We start from the raw sequence: 21,462 nt of genomic DNA, 5'->3' as shown, positions 1-21,462 counted from the left end.
CTAATTTAAACCAAAACACTGCTTAGCGGCGGTTACATCATCTGCAATCTGCGCCGTCAGTTGTGTTAATGTCTCGAATTTTTTCTCATCGCGAAGCTTCTTGATTAGCTCCACGTGCATGAATTGTCCATAAATGTCTTGCGCAAAGTCGAAGAGATGAACTTCTAACAATGCACGTGTCCCATTAAATGTGGGTTTGTTGCCAATATTTGCAACCCCAAATAATTCTTTATTACCAACTTTTGCTCGCACCGCAAACACCCCATTCACAGGGCATACTTGGCGTTTCAATGCAATATTGGCGGTTCTGAACCCTAATTCACGGCCTTTTGCCCAACCATGAATAACGCGCCCAGAAATTGCGTATCCATGACCTAACATGGTCTTAGCATCTTCTAATTGCCCTGCAGCAAGCGCATGACGAATAAGAGTACTGCTCACCCTATCATTGAGTCTGCGAAAACTTGCAGTACTTTTCACATCCATGTTTAACTCAGCGCCCATAGTTTTCAGTAGCGCAAAATCACCACGGCGACGTTTACCAAAGCAAAAGTCATCGCCCACGGTTAATGCTTTGACACCTAATTTTTCAACCAGTACATGACTAACAAACTGCTCGGCTTCCATATTGGCAAATTGCTGATTGAAACTAATGCAAATCACCCGCTCCACTCCTAATTTAGCAAGTAAGCTGAGCTTATCACGAAGTCGAGTCAAACGCGCTGGTGCATTATCTTTGGCAAAAAACTCTTGTGGCTGAGGCTCAAATAACATCACGGTACTTGGCAACTGATGTTTTTGTGCGTCTTGAAGCAAGCCTTTAATCACTTCAGCATGACCTAAATGCACGCCATCAAAATTACCAATGGTCAACACACAGCCATAGTGCTGCGCGCGAATATTGTGAATACCTCTAATTAACTCCATGCCACCTTTTTGCCTTTATAAGCGAGCCCAAAACATTGATATCGAGCTTGAAACGCCGATTATAATCTTTTTTTTAGTTTGATTCAGTAGTTGCAACACTTTTTATCGTATTTAGTCGCACACCTAAAATGAATAAGGCCGCAAAGTACACAAAAACCGCCAACACTAATAACCCGCTCAACAGCAGCACTTGCTCAGTAAAGTGCCATGTTCTCCACGCAAATTGCTGACCAACAAACCACACCGAAGCAGCCATTAATATACTTGAAAACAAACACTTAAATGTAAAACCTAAACTCATCACTGAAAACTGATAGACCCCTTCTTTACGCAGTTGATGATACAACAAATAAGCATTACAACTGGCCGACATCGCTGTTGCCAACGCTAACCCCAAATAACCGATAAATGGTGCTAGCATAATATTAAACACCATATTCAACACGAGTGTTTTAATGCCTATTTTTACGGGGGTTTTAGTATCTTGGCGAGAGTAAAAGCCGGGTGCTAACACCTTGATCAACATGAAACTAACCAATCCCACAGAATAGGCCATCACACCGTAACTTACCGCTTTCACATGATCAATTTCACCGTCCTGAAACGCGCCATGGTCAAATAAAACCGTAATAATTAGCGGGCTTATCACCATTAAACCAAACATGGCAGGCAAACCTAAAAATATAACAAACCTTACTCCCCAGTCTAAGGTCAGCTGAAAATCTCTAGTACTTTTGGTGCTATGCAACTTTGACAGTGCCGGCAAAATTACCGTTGCGATACCGATACCAAATAAGCCAAGAGGAAACTCAATTAAACGGTCTGAGTAGTAAAGCCAAGCGATAGAGCCTGTCATCAACATTGAGGCAATCATGGTGTCGAGTAACAAATTTATTTGACTGATAGAAACACCAAACAACGCAGGAAGCATTAGTTTTCGGACTTTTTTAACGTTTTCATCTTGCCATCCCCACTTTGGGCGGCTCAGCATGCGTGCACGGTATAAAAATGGCAATTGAAATAGCAACTGCACTAAACCACCGACAAACACGCCGATAGCAAGCGCATATGCCCCTACCGAAAATTTATCATGAAGTAAGATAGCGCAACTAATGATCGATATATTCAACAGCACTGGAGTAAACGCCGCAACAGCAAAACGATTATATACGTTCATTACCGCACCACTAAGGGCAACTAAACTTACAAAAAATAAATACGGGAAAGTCAGTTTTAAAAGCGCACTGGCAAGTACGAACTTTTCAGCATTTTCGCCTCCTTGCCACCAATCGATAAACCAGCCAGTGCCAAATAGGGCTGCTATGACAGGGGAAGCAACGACCCCAAACAAGGTAACAATTAATAAAATAGTTCCTAAAGTGCCAGCAGCTTGAGCAACAAACAGCCTGACTTTGTCATCACCTTGTTGCTCTTTTATTTCAGATAAAACCGGCACAAAGGCTTGTGCAAATGCACCTTCGGCAAACAAACGTCTTAAAAAGTTAGGAATACGATTGGCAAACAAAAATACATCTGCAGCGGCACTGGCGCCAAGCAGGTTCGCTACAACAGCATCTCGCACTAATCCTAAAATACGCGAAATCATTGTCATTGCACTGACAATCATCCCAGAACGAAATAATCCTTTTGCCACCTTAAACCTATTATCAAAAAACCTCTAAGATGGGCGATTATGCCTAAAATATCTTTAAAGCACTAGGCTCGAACCCGACCCTTTGTTACAATGGCGATATTAACTGCTAAAGCGGCAAATTGATGTTCGTTATAAGGAGCAGTTTTTCTTGAGATGTCAAAATTTCGTTGACATTCATGATAAAAACAGGCATATTCCACGGCCTTTAAATTAAGCTTATTTTAAGATTGTTAGGAGCAAACCTTGGCTAACATCAAGTCTGCAAAAAAACGCGCTATTACGAGCGAAAAAAATCGTCAACATAACGCAAGCCGTCGTTCAATGATGCGTACTTACTTCAAAAAAGTAGTTACTGCTATTGAAGCGGGCGACAAAGAAGCTGCACAAGCAGCATTCGCTGTTGCAACACCTATCCTAGACCGTTACGCAACTAAAGGTCTAATCCACAAGAACAAAGCAGCTCGTCATAAGAGCCGTTTAGCAGCTAAAATCAAAGCGCTATAATTTGTTTTTGATGAATATATAAAAAACCGGCTTATGCCGGTTTTTTTTTATTTAGAATTTAACAAAGTAATCGCTCAATTTACCTCATTAAATTAATTAGCTAGACAATTTCCAGCTCAGGGTAAAACTTCTTCAGCATCGCTGCAATTTTCTTAGGTGTAAAAGGTTTAACAACAAATCCTTTAGCCCCCTTTTCGATCGCCTCTTTAACATTTTCTACTGTCGAATGGGCCGAAACCATGACCACATTTGCTTCAGGCGAAATTTCATTGATTTGTGAGATAATCTCTTTACCGTCACCATCAGGTAATTCAATATCTAAAAAGATAATATTGAATTCTTTTTCTTTGCATGCGCTTAAACATTGCGCGGCCGTAGAAGCCTCACGCACATTGTCTATACCTAGGTGCATTAATGTTTGATTTAAAAAACTGCGAACCGTGCCTACGTCGTCCACAATAAGAATTGAAAGCTGCGTATCCATACTATTCCTCTTAAACTATGAAGATAAACACTCATTGCACTCAAGAGTGTAACGCATTTAACCTATAAGTGATTTGAATTTGACTATTATATCAAAAACTTCGTTATAATCTCATTATAGATACCTACATTTAAAAGGCCAGATAAGCTTTATGTCTAATAAAATAAAAAAACAATCTTTGCTTGGTAAAACACCTGAACGAAAAAAACCAACGCAAGCCAAGCGTCAAAGACCGTCAAATCAACAACAAGCTCGCGCACAAGTAGCGCAACAAACAGCCCCTGAAGTAGAACTTAAAAAAAGCAAAACACGTTGGTACGCACTCGCAGCTGTTGTATTAATTCTATTAATTACACCAAAACCGATGTTAATCACTTATGAAAAGCTTGGTATGGTCTCACAAAGTGTATTTTGGCCAGGTGTTTTTGGCTATGGTGCAAACTTATTTGATTCAAGCCTCAGCCCGCGCGCAGACCTAAGCCGCAACACTATATACTTATGCCAAGATAAGCATAAACCAGATACTTGTCAGAAGTATCGTGTAACAGAACAAAGCGGTTTTATTGCAGCAATGAAAAAGCTATTAATAGATTAAAAAATCTAATCCGAAAATTAAAAATTACTTGGTTGAAAGCTGTGTAAAAGATCACCATAATGGCGCTCCTTTTTCAACACAGACACGATCAGATACGACCATGCTAAACGAGCTAGATTGGCTTTTAAACTTTACATTACTTGCACTAGGGCTAGGTGCATTTTTTATTAACCAGCTCACATTACTGCGTTTTGCGGCAATTAGCGCGTGTAGTTTATTATTTTTATCGTTTAGTTTAGATCTGATGTCATCAAGCGTTATCTCGAATATGAGCTTGGTGTTGATCAACACATTTTATTTATTCAAGGTCTACACATTTGGCCAATTGAATATCAATCAAGGTTAATCTTCTCCTAAGATAAATTGATAGAATAGGCTATCCCATCTATCATCTTTTATGCCCAAACAGCCTTCTGTTTGGGCTTTTTTTTACTTACAAAATAATTGAACTGAGATACCATAAACGGCGTATATAAATAATTTGGAGGTACCTTATGTCATTAAACGACTTCGACTTATTTCTCTCATCAATGGAAGACGTCAAACCTCTTGAACATGACACAGTTCAATTTGATTCCAAAAAGCAAGGTCCTTCGTTAGCACAACAAGAAAAACGTAAAGCCGCAGAGTGTGATTTAGCAATTGATGAATATTATTTACGTAGTGAATACGTCGAGCTGTTAGATCCGCATAGCATATTGGCATTTAAGAAAGATGGCGTTCAAGGGCAAGTATATAAAAATCTTCGCTTAGCAAAATATCAACTTGACGCTACCCTTGATTTACATGGTCAGCCCTTGCAACGAGCTCGCACCACACTATTTAACTTTATTGATGACTGCCATAAAAGAAATATTCGGGTTGTACTAATTCGCCATGGCATTGGCATTAAAAATAAATCACAGCCGGGTATTTTAAAGAGTTACACCAACAAATGGCTGCAAGAAATTCCAGCCGTTTTAGCGTTTCATAGTGCTCTTAAACATCATGGTGGTAGCGGTGCAACGTATGTAATGATTAAAAAGTCAGACGAGAAAAAACACGAGAACAGAGAAATACATTCAAAAAGAAGTTAGTTGAATAAGCGATTGAAGTGCAGCATTTATACCAATACGCTTAATTTAGTAGTCTATTTTGAGGTAACATAGCCTCGTTGATAACAAGGCAAAAATTTCGTTATTTAGTTGTTCTAAATGAAAAATTTTAACCTAGTTAGCGACAGGTTTAATCCCTCAAAAAGATTAAGTATTATTACGGATTGGTATTATACATGCTGCATTAGCTGACAATGATTTGTGGTTATGATTGGCTAATATCAATGGCCTGAGCTGGTTGCTCAGATGCATTAGCTTGATTAAACCATGCTGACACACCTAGAACGATAACTGACACTACGACTAGGCTAAATTTAGCCCCACCTTGATTAGATTTCATAACGCCTCTTTTTATTGTTTTTTTATTGAGCAACAACAGAATAGCAAAGTTACAGATGTTAACAAGGTGTTTATTAAACTAATTTGTAATGCGTCAATAACCTTTTGTTCTATCAACCTGATTTATTAGATTTTTACCCTCAATTAATCTTTTAACATTACCCGCAATTTGCAAAGTGACTGACTCTAAATCTGATAATGCAGCGCAATGAGGCGTTAAGGTTATCTTTTCATGAGACCAAAATGGATGTGTTTTAGGTAAGGGCTCTTCACTAAATACATCAAGCGTTGCACCTCGTAATTGCTCACTATCAAGTGCCCTCAGTAAATCTTCATCAACCACATGTTTGCCTCTGGCAACATTAATTAGCACTGCATGGGTTTGCAGTTTACTAAGAAGTGATTTATTGATAATGCCCTGAGTGTGTTGATTAAGTGGAAGTAAGCAAACGAGAAAATCAATTTGACCAAGCATTTCATATAAACCCTGCTGCGTGTAATACGTATTCACCTCAGAATCATGTTTTTCACTATTAGACCAAGCACTTACTTGAAAACCGTTGCGAAGTAAACGCTTAGCGCAGGCTTTACCTAGTTCGCCATAACCCAAGATACCCACATGTTGATGTGAATACGCTCGCTTTGGCTTCCAAGTGCAGGCTGATTGTTTTAAATAATATTCTTTAAGCCTAAGCTTGTGTGCTAACACATGAGTCAACACATACTCTGCCATGTCATTTGCAAGGTTATCATCAACAATTCTAACAACGGGAACATGCGCTGCTATCTTCGTTAAGTCGATGCTATCAACGCCTGCACCGAATGAAGAAACCGCTTTTAAATTTACCAGCTTAGGCCATAAATCAGCAGGGGCATTCCAAGCCAGTACAAACTCAACTGCTTCGTAGTCAGTACACTCAGACCAAAGCTGCACGTCAACCTCTGGTAATAACGCTTGTAATCGGGCAATTAATTGGCTGCAATCTCGGCCAGTTACAGCTACAAGTAAAATCATTGTCTTCTCCATTTTGCCTCGTACTCGAAGCGCTCTTTAAAAAGTCACACAACTGCAACCTAACTGTCACAGCGAACTCTTACCCTAACCTCATCGCTGAATGCGTTTATGTTTGAGGTTTGTATGATCAGTGTTGATAAAGTAATAGAAGCAAATTTACCACAGTTAGAAAATTCACCAAAAGTAAAAGGCTTAGTAAAGAAAGGTCTGGGTTATTTATTACATGAGCAAGAGTTTGTTGCCTTTGGTGATGCATACCCACACTTACAAGGACTAGAGTTTGTAGAGCAAGTACTTGATGAGCTGGACTTTGACACGCGCTACAAGCCTAAGCAAATGGAACATATTCCGAGTGAGGGTAATGTCGTCATTGTGGCTAACCACCCTATTGGTTCACTCGATGCATTAGCGCTGATAAAAGTATTATCAAGTGTGCGCCCTGACTTAAAAGTCGTTGCAAACCGTATGCTGATGTCTATTACCCCTATGCACTCGTTACTTCTTCCCGTTGATAACCTCTCTGGCACAAGTAAAAAGAAAGAGCTTGCTAATATCCAACAGCATTTAAAATCAGACGGTGCGCTATTAATCTTCCCTGCCGGTGAAGTTTCAAGGTTAAGTCCAACCGGAATAAAAGACTGTAAATGGAACTCTGGCTTTTTAAGGATGGCAAAAAAAGCCAACGCACCTATTTTGCCAATTTATATCAAAGCGAAAAACAGCCCACTATTTTATGGCACTTCAATGATTTATAAACCATTAGCTAGTTTATTATTAGTCAAAGAAATGTTTAAACAGCGACAGAAGTCACTAGAGTTTGAAATTGGGGCATCCATCCCTCCTGAGTCATATTTAATTGAGAATTTAAAAGATAAAGAAATAGCCCAGCTTATAAGAAAGCAACTGTATCGACTTATCACTAAAAAACCTCTGCCGTTAAAGACGCAAACCCCCATTGCAAGTCCAGAAGCAACAAAAGATCTAAAAAAAGCCATTGAAGAGTGTGAGTTATTGGGTGAAACCTCTGATGGTATGAAAATTTACCTATATCAATACTGTGGTAGCTCACCAATTTTCCGTGAGCTAGGACGACTTCGTGAAATTGCGTTTCGTGCAGTCGGTGAAGGCAGTGGTAAACGCCGAGATATAGATAAATACGACATGGATTATCAACACCTCGTACTGTGGGATGCTAAGCAACTTGAACTAGTCGGCGCATACCGACTTGCCTGCGCACAAGATATTATAGAAAAACATGGCCGCAAAGGTTTATATACTGATAGCCTATTTAGCTACAGCGATGATATGGATCCGTATTTTTGAAAAAGGCATTGAGCTCGGTCGCAGCTTTGTGCAACCCAAATACTGGGGCAGAAAGAGCCTAGACTATTTGTGGTTCGGCATCGGCGCCTTTGTTAATCGTTACCCACAATACCGCTACTTGTTTGGTGCAGTCAGTGTATCTAACGCACTCCCCGAGCAAGCTAAATCGCTACTCGTTCATTATTACCAGCATTATTATAGTGCAAAACAAGTGTTAGCAATTCCAAACAATGAATATCGTCATACCGAATCACAAAAAGAACAATGTGCTCAGTTATTCGCTGGGGATGATATTAAAGAAGATTTTGTTGAACTTAAGCATGTACTCGCCAATATTGGCGCGCAAGTCCCTACCTTATTCAAACAATATACAGAACTTTGTGAGCCAGGTGGCGTACAATTTTTAAGTTTTAGTATCGACCCTGAGTTTAATAACTGCATTGATGGTTTAGTGCTTGTCGACTTAGATAAAGTGAAAGCGAGTAAAGCCAAACGCTACTTAGGACAGATACGCGAATAGTCGTTATAAAATAACTAAAAAAAGTCGGCAAGCGCGCCGACTTTTTCTTTTTTTAATTAAATATATTTCTAAGCGCAGCTAAATATATTTGCTCAATGGCTTTTAAATCTGCAATGGGAACGTGTTCATTAACTTGATGAATAGTATGGTTTCTCACACCACATTCAATCACTTGCGTGTGCTCATTAGCAAAAAAGCGGCCATCAGATGTGCCACCACTGGTACTAAGCATAGGAAAGCTGCCAGTTACTTCATGCACAGCTTGTTCAAGCTGCTGCAATAAGCAATTGCTTGCTTGATGCATGGTATAAAATGATTCGCACGGGCGCTCCCAAACAAGCGTTAGCTGCGATGCTAAATCTGCCAATGCAAACTGAATTTCTTCTTTAACGTCTTTACTTTTATAGCCATGACTATAACGCACGTTAAAAGTGAGCTCACATTGAGCAGGAACAAGGTTATCTACCACATTAGCAATATTAATTCCGGTCACTTGCAGTGTTGTTGCCGAGCCAGCTTCATCTTTGTGCCAGCAAATTGCCGTTAAGCGCTTCACAACCTCTGCACTTAAATGCGCTGCGTTTATGGTGTTTTCTGGATAGGCAACATGTCCAGCTTTACCTTGAATAGATAATCGAGCAGACAATGCGCCACGTCTGCCATTTTTAATGGTATCACCAACATGCAAGTGACTCGTCGGCTCGCCAACTAGGCAACCATCAAGCACGACGCCTTGTTTGGCTAGACGCTCAGCAATCAATAAAGAGCCGTATTCAGCCTCGCCCTCTTCATCTGAGGTTATTAACCAGTAAAATGTGCCTCGTTTATTGCTATTTTGCGCTAAAAAGCGTTTGGTTGCGCAAAACATTGCAGCAACACCACCTTTCATATCTGCCGCGCCACGGCCATAAATATTGCCTTCAACTATTTCGCCGCTAAAAGGGTCAACTCGCCAATCACCTTGAGCGGCAGGCACCACATCAATATGACCCGAAAAAGCAACAACAGGCCCATCACCAAAGGTTACTTTAGCGATTAAGTTAGTAACGTGATTAAAGCTAAACACCTCACATTCAAAGCCCAATTGGCTTAACTTGTCCTCAAGCCAATCAATCGCGCCTGCTTGAGCAGGTGTTACCGATTTAAATCGAATCAAGGTTTGTAATGCTTTTACCACCTCAAACTGTGCTGATGGGTGTGATACTAATTCAACATTTGATACCAAACTCATAATAACCCTAGTCATTTAGAAAGCTTGGGTTATTACAACGAGAGATTATGACCGCAGTGTGAAAGTTAAATTAATGATTTCCTTCTTCGATGAGTGTTTCTTGGGTCACCTTAGCAATCTCTTTGTCTTCTTTCGTTAATTGTGTTCGTTGCCAACGACCTGCTGCGAACCAAAGATAAGTAATTAGCGCCACGAGTACATTGGTGATTGCAAAGGAATACCATATGCCCTGCGGTCCAAGTGAGGTATGTTTAGACAAAATATAGGCTGTTGGAAATTGGATAACACACTGTGAAAGCAGTGAGACAACCATAGCATTAAGCATGTTACCTGAAGCTCTAAATGCAGCAACCACGCAAAGCTGTACGCCTATTCCGCCCCAAGTTAAACACATAACGCGGATAAACTCTGCACCACCAGCAATCACAGATTCATCATCGGGAATGAAAAAAGCCACCAAGTATTCAGCGAATACATAAGCTATAACGCCTACTAATGTCAGGCCTAGCAGCCCCCAAAGCGAGGCTAAACGTGTTATTTGTGCAGCACGCTGTGGGTTTCTCGCCCCCATATTTTGACCAACCAAGGTCGAAACAGCCATTGAAAGACCCATTGCTGGGATCATCACCATTTGCAAAATATTAGATCCTACACCATAAGAGGCAATGGTATGCGTACCAAAGCTAGCCACCAAAAACGACATAATGATTAAACCAAATGCTCTCGCTGATAGTTCAACCGACCCAGGAGCCCCTAAAAAGAAGACTTGCTTCATATATTGCCAGTCTGGTTTAAAACTAGAGAGTTTAAGTTGAATACCATGACGGCCACGTAAAAACACCCATACTCCGATTGCAGCCGCTAAGCTTTGCGTGATAAGTGTAGCTAATGCAGCCCCCATTACGCCAAAGCCAGAGAACTCACCAAAACCAAAAATCAGTAAGGGATCGAGCACAAAATTGAGTAACACAGTACCGCTTACTATATAAAGCGGCACCTTGGTTTGCCCTATGCCACGCATTAGAGCTTGAAACATGGCATAAATAAACACAAACACAACGCCAATAAATGATACATGCATAAATTTAAGGGCATCACCAAACACTTGCTCTTCAACACCTAATAAAGTCAAAAAGTAAGGTGATAGCACATAGCCAATTAAGCCAAGTAAGGCTGCGGTTATTGTCACCATTAACATGGTTTGCGCAGCAACATGATTTACCTTATCTTGCTGGCCAGCTCCCATATATTGAGCAGATAAAATAGCGCCCGCCATAGCCAACCCAGAGCCAATAGCAATCACTAAAAAAGTAACAGGCATACTGACAGAAACAGCAGCTACTTGCTCTGCCCCTAAACGTCCTACCCAAAATGCATCGGTCAGCTGATAAGCCGACTGCAAAATATTGATTAAGATGATCGGGATACCTAATTTAAGTAGCGCTTTTGAAATCGAGCCATGAAGAAATAAATGCTGGGGATCAGCCATGAAAAACACCTAATAAGCAAATAACACCGTTAGTTTACCAGCCGTAAATGAATATAGAGTCAATAAGAGTCAATCTTTTTTTTGCTGTACCCGCTTAAAAACTTAATCTAAATCAATAAATGCCTTCACTTAGTTCAAACATTTTTGAAACTTTGATCTAGAACAGGTTTTGTCCGCTTCAACTTGGTAATAATAGCGTCAACCAAATAAGACAAGTAGTTCGCGGAGAACAACATGAAAACTAAATTAAGCATTGCATTACTTACTTCACTATTAGCACTCTCTCCTGTTGCAAACGCAAACTTAAGCGTGAACGTAGGTGCAATTAATGTAAACCCTGATAACGACAGTTCAAAAATCAATGAAGCACCAACATTAGGTCTACGTGCAGATGATGATACTCAATTAGGTATTACTGTAGATTATGCGCTTGATGACAATTGGGTAATTGAATTAGTAGCAGCAACACCTTTTAGTCATGATGTTCAAGGTGCTGGTGGTTTAGCAGGTAACAAAATTGCGACAATCAAACATTTACCACCAACACTTTTAGCGCAATACCACTTCTTAGACTCAACTTATAAGTTCCGTCCATTTGTGGGTGTTGGTCTTAACTATACAACTTTCTTTGATGAGAAACCTTCAGCAGCTTTAAAAGCAACACTAGGTACTGACGATGTAGAAGTTAAACTAGATGATTCATTTGGCTTTGCAGCTCAAGCTGGTTTTAACTACATGATGAGTGAAAACTGGGGCCTTCATGGCATGGTTTCACTAATCGACATCGATACAGACGCTACAGTTTATGCTGACGGCGCAAAAGCATTAACTTCAACTGTAGAAATCGACCCAGTTGTTGCTATGTTCGGTGTTAAATACAAATTCTAACTTTCATTTTGTGAAAGCCCATACGCACAAAAAGGCCATATATTGGCCTTTTTTATTTAATTCTCATAGCCAATTCCATATTAAAAACTAGCTTAGTGTATCCTCTCTGACCAACTAATGAATTTAGGTTGCACCTCAAAAATAAACCATTTTATATCATTAGTTTTTAATTTTTATTTAGTTAACGCTTCTCATTTTTACCGTTTTTGACTGCAATATCTGAATTTTCAGAGCCCTAGACGTGTTGTTCCCACCCCTACGCAATTATAAAATGACCGTAATAATTTTGACCTATTTAAACTAAACTAGGTGTCAGCTTGAGGTGTTAATTGAGAATAGTTATTAATTCCTTGGTGTTAATTCTTTGCGCAACTTTATTATCATGTAAAGTAAAAGACCCCAATGAAGATAAACCACAACAACAAAAGCAAGATTCAATTAGTGACCGTGAAGCATTAATTGCTGGTTCTACTGACGTCGAATTTACTATAACAGATGAGAATCAAGCGCCTCTTAGTAATGTAACTGTTTCTGTAGCAGCTCAAGAGTATCTCTCTGATGTAAATGGACGAGTCTCTATCAATAACCTTTCATTTGGTAACCATGCAATTTTCATTACACAACTAGGCTATTTCCCTAAAGCGAGCATTTTAGTAAATCAGCCTAACTTTTTCACTTCCCATATTCAGTTAGAAACAAAGCCTGCTAACTCAAAGAGTTTGCTATTTGCAGGTGATACAATGTTTGGTCGACGTTTTCTAGACCCCAAGTTAGACACCATGGGTACATCAGTACCTGATGTTAGTAATGCGCTAATTAGACCTGACTCAGCGCGAGAAGACAGTATTGCGATTACCAACCAAGTGGCAACACTGTTTAGGGCTGCTGACTTTTCATCAGTCAATCTTGAGTCGCCAGTGACGACAATGCCAACGAATGTACACCCAACCAAAGAGTTCAGTTTCTTTTCATTACCAGAATCATTGCAAAGCCTAACTGAAATTGGCATTGATTATGTCGGCCTCGGTAATAATCACATCTATGACTATTTGCAAAATGGCCTTGAAGATACCTTGCTTGAAGTCTCAAGTGCAGGATTTCTTAATAGCGGTGCAGGCCTTAACGACTCTGAAGCATTTAAAACTGTCTCACATAACCTTGAAGATGTTAACTTAACACTTTTTGCAGCAACCACAATTACGGGAAAAGAGCACCAATATACGTATGTCGCTGATGCGAATAAAGGTGGGGCTGCGGATTTGACTAACTCAGAAGAAGTTAGAGCAGTACTTGAGCAACTTGATCCTAATGATTTTGTAATCGCACAAATGCATGGTGGCGATGAATACTCATATACGCCTTCACCCTATATAGGTAGCCGATTTAAGGTTCTTTCTTCGCAGAACACCGATTTATTAATTGGCCATCATCCTCATATTGCTCAAGGGTTTGCTGTATATAATAAAATACCGGCCATATTAGGTTTAGGTAATTTTGTATTTGACCAGCCTAGACTTGACACTTTGTTAGGTCTTGCTGTGATGCTTGATCTTGATACCCAAAGCCAAACTATTAATCGCGGCTTTGCCTACCCAATATATTTAGAGGACTATAAGCCTCGATTCACAAACGGTTTTTTAAGTCATTATTTATTGAGAAGAATCGCTGAGCTTTCTGATGATAATATTACCCTTATCCCCCGTGAAAACTACGCAGAGATATACTTTACAGCTAATCAAGCAAGTAAAAAATCTCAGCAAGTGACCATTGATATTGACGCGACTACAGACATCATCGATTTAAGACAGTATTCGCCATCTTCAGCAGCCTATGTTTCATCTATTGAAGTGAACAATGAAGCGCTTGATAACCTTTTACTTGGCCGTGATATTATGGTGTTTGGTGATTTTGAAGATTGGGACAATGACACCGAAGCCTTTGAAAGTAAGTCGATGGGATCACAGTAGTGAAAGTGTTTTACCTTGCACTGATAAGCCACTTAATGGCTTGCAGGCCCTGTGCTCAACGCGTGATAGATTTGATAATACCCCTTCTATTATTCCATTTAGACATACAATGCGAGTCATGGAATTAACCGACGAATCAGGCAAACTTGATCTAAGTAAAGACTTTTCGTTACTGACCTATTTGCAGTCAGAGAACGGTGGACAACTCGAAGCGTTATTGACCTATACCACTGAAATAGATGACCTTACCTTTGCAGAAAACATAGTTCCAGTCAGCGAAGGAGGCGATCAGCCATGGCACGCTTTTAGCTATGATTTTAGTTTACCTTCAGATGAACTTACTCTTGGGCCTAAAGAACTCCCACCTCGTGGTGTTAAGTTACAGTTTAGGCACTATCCACCCAATACAGGTGAAGCAATCACTCGCCTAGATGATGTCGCTATGATTAGCTGGCAGCAAAGTATTAACCTAGAAAACGGACAATGGAAGACCGGATAAAATGCACGGTTTCGACTTTTTAAAAGTCAATTCAAGTGGTGAGGTAAGTTTAAAGCTTACATTCACTGTACTTGATTAAGGAGGAATTTTGGCTGCATTACAACAGTTGTTGCGATTAACGCAACAAAGAGCCTTTTGGTTCACTGTTTTCTTATTTGCGATTGTGCTTTTTAGTAACCTGCTGAACATATTTCAAGCGAGTGATGCATTTTTCTATAAAAAAATAAGTTCGTTTAGTAGCACTCAGAAAACAAACGTTGTGCTCATCACAAGTGAAAGTCTCAGCACTAATCATTCAGACTTAGTCACTCAGCTATCCGAGTATCAGCCAAGAGCAATCATCATGTTAGCTGATGAGCCACTACAGCCTGCAACCAAGGAAGGGGTTTTCTATCCTTATGCTGGTAGTGATTATTGCATGCCAAAAGTGGAAATTTGGGCAACCTATCAAATGCGTATCCCCGCTGCTGATAATCTTGAATGTGAAAGTGTATGGCAAGCTGTTTTTAATTATAACCATGACAAATCTAAACTGATTAATTTCAGATTAGACGTATCTGCGCTTCCAAAATTTACCGCTAAGCGAATACTTAACTTCGACGTTATGAGTGAACAACTTGAAGATAAAGTGCTCATTGTTGGTCAACAAGCTGCTGAATTTAATGTAAATATACATGCTCCTAAACTTGAAGGCCTAAATGATCCTTTACTTCTTTTTGCTTACATCGCTGATAGTATTGAGAAAAACAGCACTATAAATGAGCTTAATTTTGCTATATCGGTAGTATTTGCACAGGTTTTTGTGTTTACTTTGCTGTTTTTCTATCAAAAAATATCTATAAGTTATTCATTTCTAGTCGCTTTCGGCATAACTATATTTTGGTGTGCTGCCGGCTACTTTTTAGTGAACTTTACAAAACTTTTCATTCCAATTGGTCAATACATCACACTGACCTTTGCAACTTTAATTTGGGTTGTAGTTGCTCGAAAAATTTCTGAAGACAAAGAGCTCACAGCTGATGTAAATAACATTCAGCAGATGATGATGGGCCGTTATATTCCTCAAAGTTTTATTGAGCACCCATCCCCATGGGATCCCATTATTCAATTAATAAGTCAGCAATTAGATCTGGAAAAATCAATCTTTTTAGCCCGTAAAGAAGACGACCACCGAGTAGTTGAAATTCGCGCAATAAATTGCCAACTCGATGATATCCAAGAAATGAGAAGAGACTATCAACGCACACCTTATAGTAATGCGTTAAAGTCATTAGGCATTGTGAAAATAAACCGTCCTTTTTTTAAACAGGTCATTAAAGGTGAAATTGAATTCATTGCGCCACTTGTATACGCTGGTGATGTACGTGGCTTTTGGGCTCTATCAATTGTTCCTAACCAAAGCTTTCATCAGCAAGCGTTTGAAAAAAACGTTAATAAGTTTGCTGCCCAAGTTGCTGAGCTCCTATTCCATTACCATATATTTAAAACAACACAGGCTAAGAATCGAACTCTAATTAATAGACTACTTACATTTAAGCTTCACGAATCGGTTAGCCAGAAGGTTAAAAGCTCACTTAATGAAATGGAGCAAAAGCTAACCACCTTAGAAATGGTATTTAACCATACCAGTCCTGCTACAGTGTTATTTAATTTGTTCGGTCAAATTAGGCCTTGTTGATCAAATACAGCTCTCTAACAAACTCACTTAACTTACTGATATTTAGGCAGACCAAGGGTGTTGATCTTATTTAGCGCCTTCACTTTGATCATCGCTTCAACCAGCTGGCGATTGTAATCACGCGCATTTAGCTTAGCCCCCATCAACTGTTTAAAACGGTACATCGCTGTTTCTGCTAATGAGCGCACATGATATCCACTGAGCTTTTTCCATTGTGCGATTCCTAACTTATTGCACAACATGACAGCCTCATTGCGTGGATGCTTATCAGTCCACAGCCGTGCATTCTCTCTCGGCGGGATAGCAGGTATCGCGCCTTTTTCAGTAATTTCTGCATAGCAGCGGCGGCTATCATAAGCACCATCAGCGCTCACTCTATCTATACGCCGGCGTAATGGTCTTATCAAATCTTGGAGGGTCTCGCCGTCGGTGACGTTACTGAGCGTCATTTGCGCCCCCCACAATATCATGCGTGTTGGCATCCACCGCAAGGTGCAGTTTTCGCCACTTTTTTCTTGCCTTTACGTGGTGCTTCTGTGCATGCCATTCACCTTCGCCAAACACCTTAAGTCCTGTGCTATCAACTACAATATCTACAAATCCAGTGGTGCGGACTTTACTGCGAAATTTAATATTCAACTCAGCACTGCGCTTACACAGACAACTGTAGGTTGGGGCTTCAAGCGGAAGCTTCATCAAAGATAATACCGATTGTGTGAACCCTTGTAGTGCCCTGAACGACAAGCCAAAGACAGCTTTGAGTGTTAAGCAAGTTTCAATAGCAAGATCAGAGAAATGATTAGAGCGGCCACGCCCACCGTGAGTACATTCGTTATACCAATGACGCGTTGCTTTTTCGTCAAACCAGAAGCGAATATTACCGCGGTTAACGAGGGCTTGATTATAGTGAGACCAGTTTGTGATTTTGCTCATTGTTGTTGCACGGGCTAGTAGGATATAGATGATCTGATCACAGGCTGGCAAGATAGTTCAAACTTTTAGGAAACAACGCCGTCAAATTATTCAAACCAATGCTTCTTTAGAGCACTTTGCTAAGCAGCACCAAATTGCTATTTTTGAAACGACAGCCCTTGATTTACTTTGTCGAAGTTGCGCACTTGATATCGAAACTGCAAAAGGGAAATTACGCTACATAACTCTAAATAAAGCCACTGTTGAGCTACCTGCTAACCTAGATAAACATAGTTATACGCTTATTATTAGAGCACTTCATTCCGATAACTCGCAAACCGCATCCGGTGCGCCTTTTCAAGTGTCTGGAATATTATTTGAATTTATTAAAGACACTCCAGAAGTAATTCCGGAGGCTAGACTTTAATGGACTTCGTTTTAGCGCTTTTTCCTGCAGGTAGCGGACTGGGTCAATCCGTTATTACAACTGTTTGGGTCGGGACTTCCGTTGTATGCCTACTCAATTTGCGCTTTGGATTTCCACTTACAGGCCTTGTAGTTCCGGGTTACCTTGTGCCATTACTCATAATTAGCCCCACCTCAGCAGCAGTTATCATTATAGAAGCTATTGTTGTATATGGGTTTATGCGTATAAGTGCAAGTTACTTGATGGAGCGCTTTGGTTACAGTGAAATGTTTGGCAGAGACCGCTTTTTTGCCATCATCTTAATCAGTATCTTAGTCCGTGTTTGTATGGATACTCTATTTTGGCCAATCATAGCTGACCAGTTAAGCCTATGGGATATTACTTTTGATTATGCATCTCAGCTTTATTCTTTAGGTCTTATTATTATCGCATTAACAGCTAACGTAATGTGGAATGGCGGTTTTAAGTATGGTCTGAAAGTAAGTTTTATTCAGTTATTCATCACTTATATATTGGTGCGATTTGTACTCATGCCGTTTACCAATTTTAGCATCGCTAATTTAGGTATAATGTATGAAGCTGTTGCCGCATCTATTATTGCTGCCCCTAAAGCCTATATTATTTTGGTTATTACAGCCTTTTTGGCCTCTCGTGCAAATTTAAAGTATGGCTGGGAATTTAACGGTATCATGCTACCTGCGTTATTAGCTTTACAGCTAACGCAACCAAGTAAAATTTTAACCTCATTTATAGAAAACTGCCGTTATATTAACGGTAGGAAGCTCTCTGATTCATTATACTCGCCTAAGGCATGCACATATTGAAGGTGCCAGATTACTGATGCTATTTTTTACCATAGGCTTTATTTTTAAGCTTGTTTTAAACTATATCGTCGTTTGGTTCTTTCCAACGGTTAAAGTAACCGACACCTTTGCATTTGGGTATATGCTCGCTACCTTACTTGCCCTTAAGATTTATCAAAAAAATGCGCTGGGTCTTGTACTTAGAGCTACATTTCAAACTTCTGTAATAGGTGGAAGCCTTGCCATTATTGTTGGCTTTTTAGTCATGCTTGTGCCTTCTTTACTAATAAAACAAAGTATTAGCCCTGAAGCAGAAAACTTACAAGTCATAACACTTAACCAGCAAGTGAGTCAGTATAAAAGCTATTTATATACCACTCGCTCCAATAGAGTAACGGTAAGTAGCTATAAAGCAAGTCAAGCTGTATCTGACTTCAAATATGCTATTTATCAACTGAACAAAGCCATCGAGAATAAGCAAAAAATGGGGCATCTCAGTGCCATGTTCAATTCTATCGGCTTTAAGCTTGTGAGTGATGATAATTATGTATATCTAATAGATATTGTTGAGAATCAACAACGTGGTTTATTTGTAATTAATAAAAAACCACAGACAAATTTAATAATCACTGTGCCCTACCCTATAACTGAGGGCCTTGCTAGTGACTCTGCAGCTCTTATCTTTCAACACTTAAAAAGCAAAGCACTCGTTTTTGGAGCCACAAGGACGCCTCAAGTAACGTTGACGAAAGAAAATCAACAAAGTCCATTTTACCAAGCTTTCATTAATGCATTGGAAATTAATGAGCTGTTACAGGTTCGCGAATCTAACCGTCATACTGCAGCTTTACTCAAAAGCACTCCTAGTGATGTAAAAAGCCAATATTGGATCTTTAATCGACTTCCAGAATCTATAAGTCAGCGCGAGATCCATGAATTTTTAGGCAGTGAAGCAACTTATTTTGGTAAAGCCGCCAAAAGTAGTTTACCAGCAACAGACTTTACCGGGTCTATGCTTGAGGTCTTTCTTGATGGAGATAATTACACCAATATTTTGGCGTATATTTACCGTGAAAATTATCGCTATAGTAATTTAAAACTTAATATTATCAATGAAGATATGGCTCATATTGTCGATGACTTTTCCGCTTATATCAGCAGTAAAGGCAGTTTCAATTATCAGCCATTAACTCACAGCCAAGTAGCCCTTTGGGAATTTGAAGTCTTAACACCACTTTATAAGTTAATTGAGCAAATTGGCAACTCATCACTTAATGAAGATGTATTAAATCACTTAAAACAGATTAATGGCACAGCCGAATTACTCAATTACCAGCTACAACTTGTACAAAATAGTAATGGGCGATACATACTGCTTAGCCCATTGCAAAGTAATGATACACAGGCTCTTGGGCAAGGTATATATGCATTTTCACTGAGTAAACATGAAGCAATCAGTTTAAGTGTCCCAAGGCCAATATTCGAAGGGAATACGTTAAGTTTCGCAAGTGAGCTTTTCACTAATTCAAATGCTGCCAACTTATTAATTGCAGGTGCACATCCCTACGCTCACCCTGAGGCAAATGTTCTTGCAGCAAATAATGTCGGTTCATTATTCAATGTTGTTCATCAAAGCTATTCACGTTTTAAAGCACAACAACCAAGCTTAAATATTCAGATCCGTAGCCACAGTGCGCCATCATGGATCCGCCCTAACGCAATTGCATTTTCAAATACCCAAGTAAGGGATATTGCAACTCCTCTAATGGAAAAGCTCACTAAAGACTTAAGCAGTCTAGGAGTCAGCTATCAAGTAGTAGAAGGTCAAAAAGCCACTAGGGGCCTCGAAATTGGTAGTTCGCCACAATATGGATATCAACAGTTTAATTCAAACAGTGAACTGGCAACCTTATGGATTGCATCTGACTTTAAAGAACAGTTTTCAATTGATCAAAACAGCCTTCTGATGCGCCTTCTCGCTATCTCGAATAACCCGACTGTAACCACAATAAATCTAGCTACTTTGTCGCCTTCAAACTGGGCAGCGCTCACTAGCCATGATAAACAAATAATCCAACGAAAAATTAATAAATATACTGCTGATAAACAAACTGCGGCCTTAAAGACGATATGTTCTGAACTAAATGAGTGTGTATTACAGACAATAAAATTAGAACAGTTGAATAAATTCGTACTGATGATCAAAAAGCAAAATAACCTCATCGCCATCTATAACCCAGCTAGCAATCAACTGATTGATATAGATGTTTTTAACAACATGATGGTTGGAGGCTTTAATGTATCTAATTAAACGCTTCCTAGCTATCTTAGCTATTATCACTGTTTTATTAATCGCCTTATTTACTTGGAATAGCTTTTTGATTTGGCTGGATTCAGCAGAACCGGTAAACCCAAAAACCAGTAAAGAGACTCGCTCAAAAGTTCAATGGTTAAGTACTAAAAAGCCACTGACTTATACATTTTCTAATCAGCGGACTCACTCACTGCGTATACTTTCAAATGCTGTATTTGATCAATCGGTTACTCTTGATAAACCAGTTAATTATGCCATCAAATATACTCTTTATAATGATAAAAAAGAGGTGATCTTAGATGAAACTTACCACCACGCTTCAAAGCTAGTTAACCAAAGTGAAGAGCAACAGATCAAACAAATCATTGAGAATAAACAATCGCTTAATGTTGCGTCTGGGCAATCATTTTACCTGCCAATAGCTCATTACCCTACGGCAAAAAGCGTAGCGTTATTACTTATCCCTGAAGAAAAATCAATTCAAGGCGTGGTAGTTCGAGTTCATGCGAAAACCCCCGTTCAAAACGTTGATCCACTTAATAGTTGGTTAAAACGGCCTCTAGATAGACGTAAGCGCGCAACTGATTACCTTACCATGGGTGAAAATACTCTAACAAATACTGAAATAACGAATGCAATGGCATTTTGGTGGCAAAAAATTGCACCACAAGGTATTCCTGAAATCGACTTTAAGTCAGACATCCTATACGAAAGCCACGGCGGGATCGCACTTTGTAAAAAGGCTTTAACATCCGCCTCTTTTCTGATCTAATAACGCCCATATTGTCACTATCTACTT

The 21,462-nt window shown here is 39.6% G+C and carries 18 protein-coding genes and 2 pseudogenes; 12 read left to right on the top strand and 8 right to left on the bottom strand.

Annotated elements, in window-relative coordinates:
• Positions 1-927 carry a bifunctional riboflavin kinase/FAD synthetase gene (ribF, locus tag J8Z25_RS06005; RefSeq protein WP_130051921.1) on the bottom strand — a complete coding sequence of 309 codons (927 nt, stop codon included), beginning with the start codon at positions 925-927 and terminating at the stop codon, positions 1-3.
• A gap of 73 nt (positions 928-1,000) precedes the next feature.
• Entirely contained in the window at positions 1,001-2,581 is a 1,581-nt protein-coding gene (gene murJ / locus J8Z25_RS06000) for a murein biosynthesis integral membrane protein MurJ (RefSeq protein ID WP_276319779.1), read from the bottom strand.
• A gap of 243 nt (positions 2,582-2,824) precedes the next feature.
• Here murJ and rpsT point away from each other — a divergent pair, with 243 nt between their 5' ends.
• Complete coding sequence (rpsT, locus tag J8Z25_RS05995; protein ID WP_054561913.1) at positions 2,825-3,085, top strand: 30S ribosomal protein S20; 261 nt, start codon at positions 2,825-2,827, stop codon at positions 3,083-3,085.
• A gap of 100 nt (positions 3,086-3,185) precedes the next feature.
• Here rpsT and J8Z25_RS05990 read toward each other — a convergent pair whose 3' ends face one another.
• Complete coding sequence (locus J8Z25_RS05990; RefSeq protein ID WP_054561914.1) at positions 3,186-3,569, bottom strand: response regulator; 384 nt, start codon at positions 3,567-3,569, stop codon at positions 3,186-3,188.
• A 151-nt stretch (positions 3,570-3,720) separates the two neighbouring features.
• On the opposite strand from J8Z25_RS05990, the gene J8Z25_RS05985 reads away from it, so the two are divergent.
• The 3 genes from J8Z25_RS05985 (at position 3,721) to smrA (ending at position 5,240) form a co-directional block, all read left to right on the top strand.
• Positions 3,721-4,164: a hypothetical protein gene (locus J8Z25_RS05985; RefSeq protein ID WP_130051922.1), complete on the top strand. Its 444-nt coding sequence runs from the start codon at positions 3,721-3,723 to the stop codon at positions 4,162-4,164.
• 100 nt (positions 4,165-4,264) lie between these two features.
• Positions 4,265-4,510: a hypothetical protein gene (locus J8Z25_RS05980; RefSeq protein ID WP_036969134.1), complete on the top strand. Its 246-nt coding sequence runs from the start codon at positions 4,265-4,267 to the stop codon at positions 4,508-4,510.
• Between the two features lie 148 nt (positions 4,511-4,658).
• Positions 4,659-5,240 carry a DNA endonuclease SmrA gene (gene smrA / locus J8Z25_RS05975; protein WP_250661839.1) on the top strand — a complete coding sequence of 194 codons (582 nt, stop codon included), beginning with the start codon at positions 4,659-4,661 and terminating at the stop codon, positions 5,238-5,240.
• A gap of 223 nt (positions 5,241-5,463) precedes the next feature.
• On the opposite strand, the gene J8Z25_RS20795 is transcribed toward smrA, so the two are convergent.
• Together J8Z25_RS20795 and J8Z25_RS05970 are read right to left on the bottom strand one after the other, a co-directional pair.
• On the bottom strand, positions 5,464-5,598 hold the full coding sequence (locus J8Z25_RS20795; protein WP_256854724.1) for a hypothetical protein: 135 nt from the start codon (positions 5,596-5,598) through the stop codon (positions 5,464-5,466).
• Between the two features lie 93 nt (positions 5,599-5,691).
• Positions 5,692-6,612: a 2-hydroxyacid dehydrogenase gene (locus J8Z25_RS05970; protein ID WP_167658479.1), complete on the bottom strand. Its 921-nt coding sequence runs from the start codon at positions 6,610-6,612 to the stop codon at positions 5,692-5,694.
• A 123-nt stretch (positions 6,613-6,735) separates the two neighbouring features.
• Between J8Z25_RS05970 and olsF the strand changes: the two are divergent.
• Positions 6,736-8,455, top strand: a pseudogene (gene olsF, locus J8Z25_RS05965) (bifunctional ornithine lipid synthase OlsF).
• Positions 8,456-8,507: 52 nt separating this feature from the next.
• Here the strand turns inward: olsF and dapE are convergent.
• Together dapE and J8Z25_RS05955 are read right to left on the bottom strand one after the other, a co-directional pair.
• Entirely contained in the window at positions 8,508-9,686 is a 1,179-nt protein-coding gene (gene dapE / locus J8Z25_RS05960) for a succinyl-diaminopimelate desuccinylase (protein WP_167658477.1), read from the bottom strand.
• Positions 9,687-9,756: 70 nt separating this feature from the next.
• Positions 9,757-11,175, bottom strand: coding sequence for an MATE family efflux transporter (locus tag J8Z25_RS05955; RefSeq protein WP_250661838.1), 1,419 nt, complete (start codon positions 11,173-11,175; stop codon positions 9,757-9,759).
• 234 nt (positions 11,176-11,409) lie between these two features.
• Between J8Z25_RS05955 and J8Z25_RS05950 the strand changes: the two genes are divergently transcribed.
• The 4 genes from J8Z25_RS05950 to J8Z25_RS05935 all read left to right on the top strand — a co-directional run bounded on the left by J8Z25_RS05950 (position 11,410) and on the right by J8Z25_RS05935 (position 16,207).
• Positions 11,410-12,063 (top strand): OmpW/AlkL family protein, encoded by a 654-nt coding sequence (locus tag J8Z25_RS05950; protein WP_130051927.1) that lies wholly within the window; start codon positions 11,410-11,412, stop codon positions 12,061-12,063.
• 329 nt (positions 12,064-12,392) lie between these two features.
• Positions 12,393-14,030, top strand: a complete 1,638-nt coding sequence (locus J8Z25_RS05945) for a CapA family protein (protein WP_250661837.1) — start codon at positions 12,393-12,395, stop codon at positions 14,028-14,030.
• Positions 13,987-14,529, top strand: a complete 543-nt coding sequence (locus J8Z25_RS05940; protein WP_250661836.1) for a hypothetical protein — start codon at positions 13,987-13,989, stop codon at positions 14,527-14,529. Before J8Z25_RS05945 ends, J8Z25_RS05940 begins: the two co-directional genes overlap by 44 nt.
• Before the next feature lie 88 nt (positions 14,530-14,617).
• Positions 14,618-16,207 (top strand): hypothetical protein, encoded by a 1,590-nt coding sequence (locus tag J8Z25_RS05935; protein WP_250661835.1) that lies wholly within the window; start codon positions 14,618-14,620, stop codon positions 16,205-16,207.
• Positions 16,208-16,239: 32 nt separating this feature from the next.
• On the opposite strand, the pseudogene J8Z25_RS05930 reads toward J8Z25_RS05935, so the two are convergent.
• Positions 16,240-17,140, bottom strand: a pseudogene (locus J8Z25_RS05930) (IS5 family transposase).
• Positions 17,141-17,545: 405 nt separating this feature from the next.
• On the opposite strand from J8Z25_RS05930, the gene J8Z25_RS05925 reads away from it, so the two are divergent.
• The 3 genes from J8Z25_RS05925 to J8Z25_RS05915 are packed head-to-tail and all read left to right on the top strand — an operon-like array spanning position 17,546 to position 21,435.
• The gene (locus J8Z25_RS05925; RefSeq protein WP_250661834.1) at positions 17,546-18,370 is read left to right on the top strand and encodes a poly-gamma-glutamate biosynthesis protein PgsC/CapC; all 825 of its coding nucleotides are present in this window, start codon (positions 17,546-17,548) and stop codon (positions 18,368-18,370) included.
• Positions 18,371-18,386: 16 nt separating this feature from the next.
• On the top strand, positions 18,387-20,660 hold the full coding sequence (locus tag J8Z25_RS05920) for a poly-gamma-glutamate biosynthesis protein PgsC/CapC (RefSeq protein WP_250661833.1): 2,274 nt from the start codon (positions 18,387-18,389) through the stop codon (positions 20,658-20,660).
• Entirely contained in the window at positions 20,647-21,435 is a 789-nt protein-coding gene (locus J8Z25_RS05915; RefSeq protein WP_250661832.1) for a hypothetical protein, read from the top strand. Before J8Z25_RS05920 ends, J8Z25_RS05915 begins: the two co-directional genes overlap by 14 nt.
• Positions 21,436-21,462: the final 27 nt, after the last annotated feature.

The sequence above is a fragment of the Pseudoalteromonas sp. SCSIO 43101 genome (assembly GCF_023650775.1).
Lineage (GTDB): Bacteria > Pseudomonadota > Gammaproteobacteria > Enterobacterales > Alteromonadaceae > Pseudoalteromonas > Pseudoalteromonas apostichopi.
Note: the sequence above shows the minus strand (reverse complement) of the source record. Positions and strands in the feature narration are given on the sequence as shown.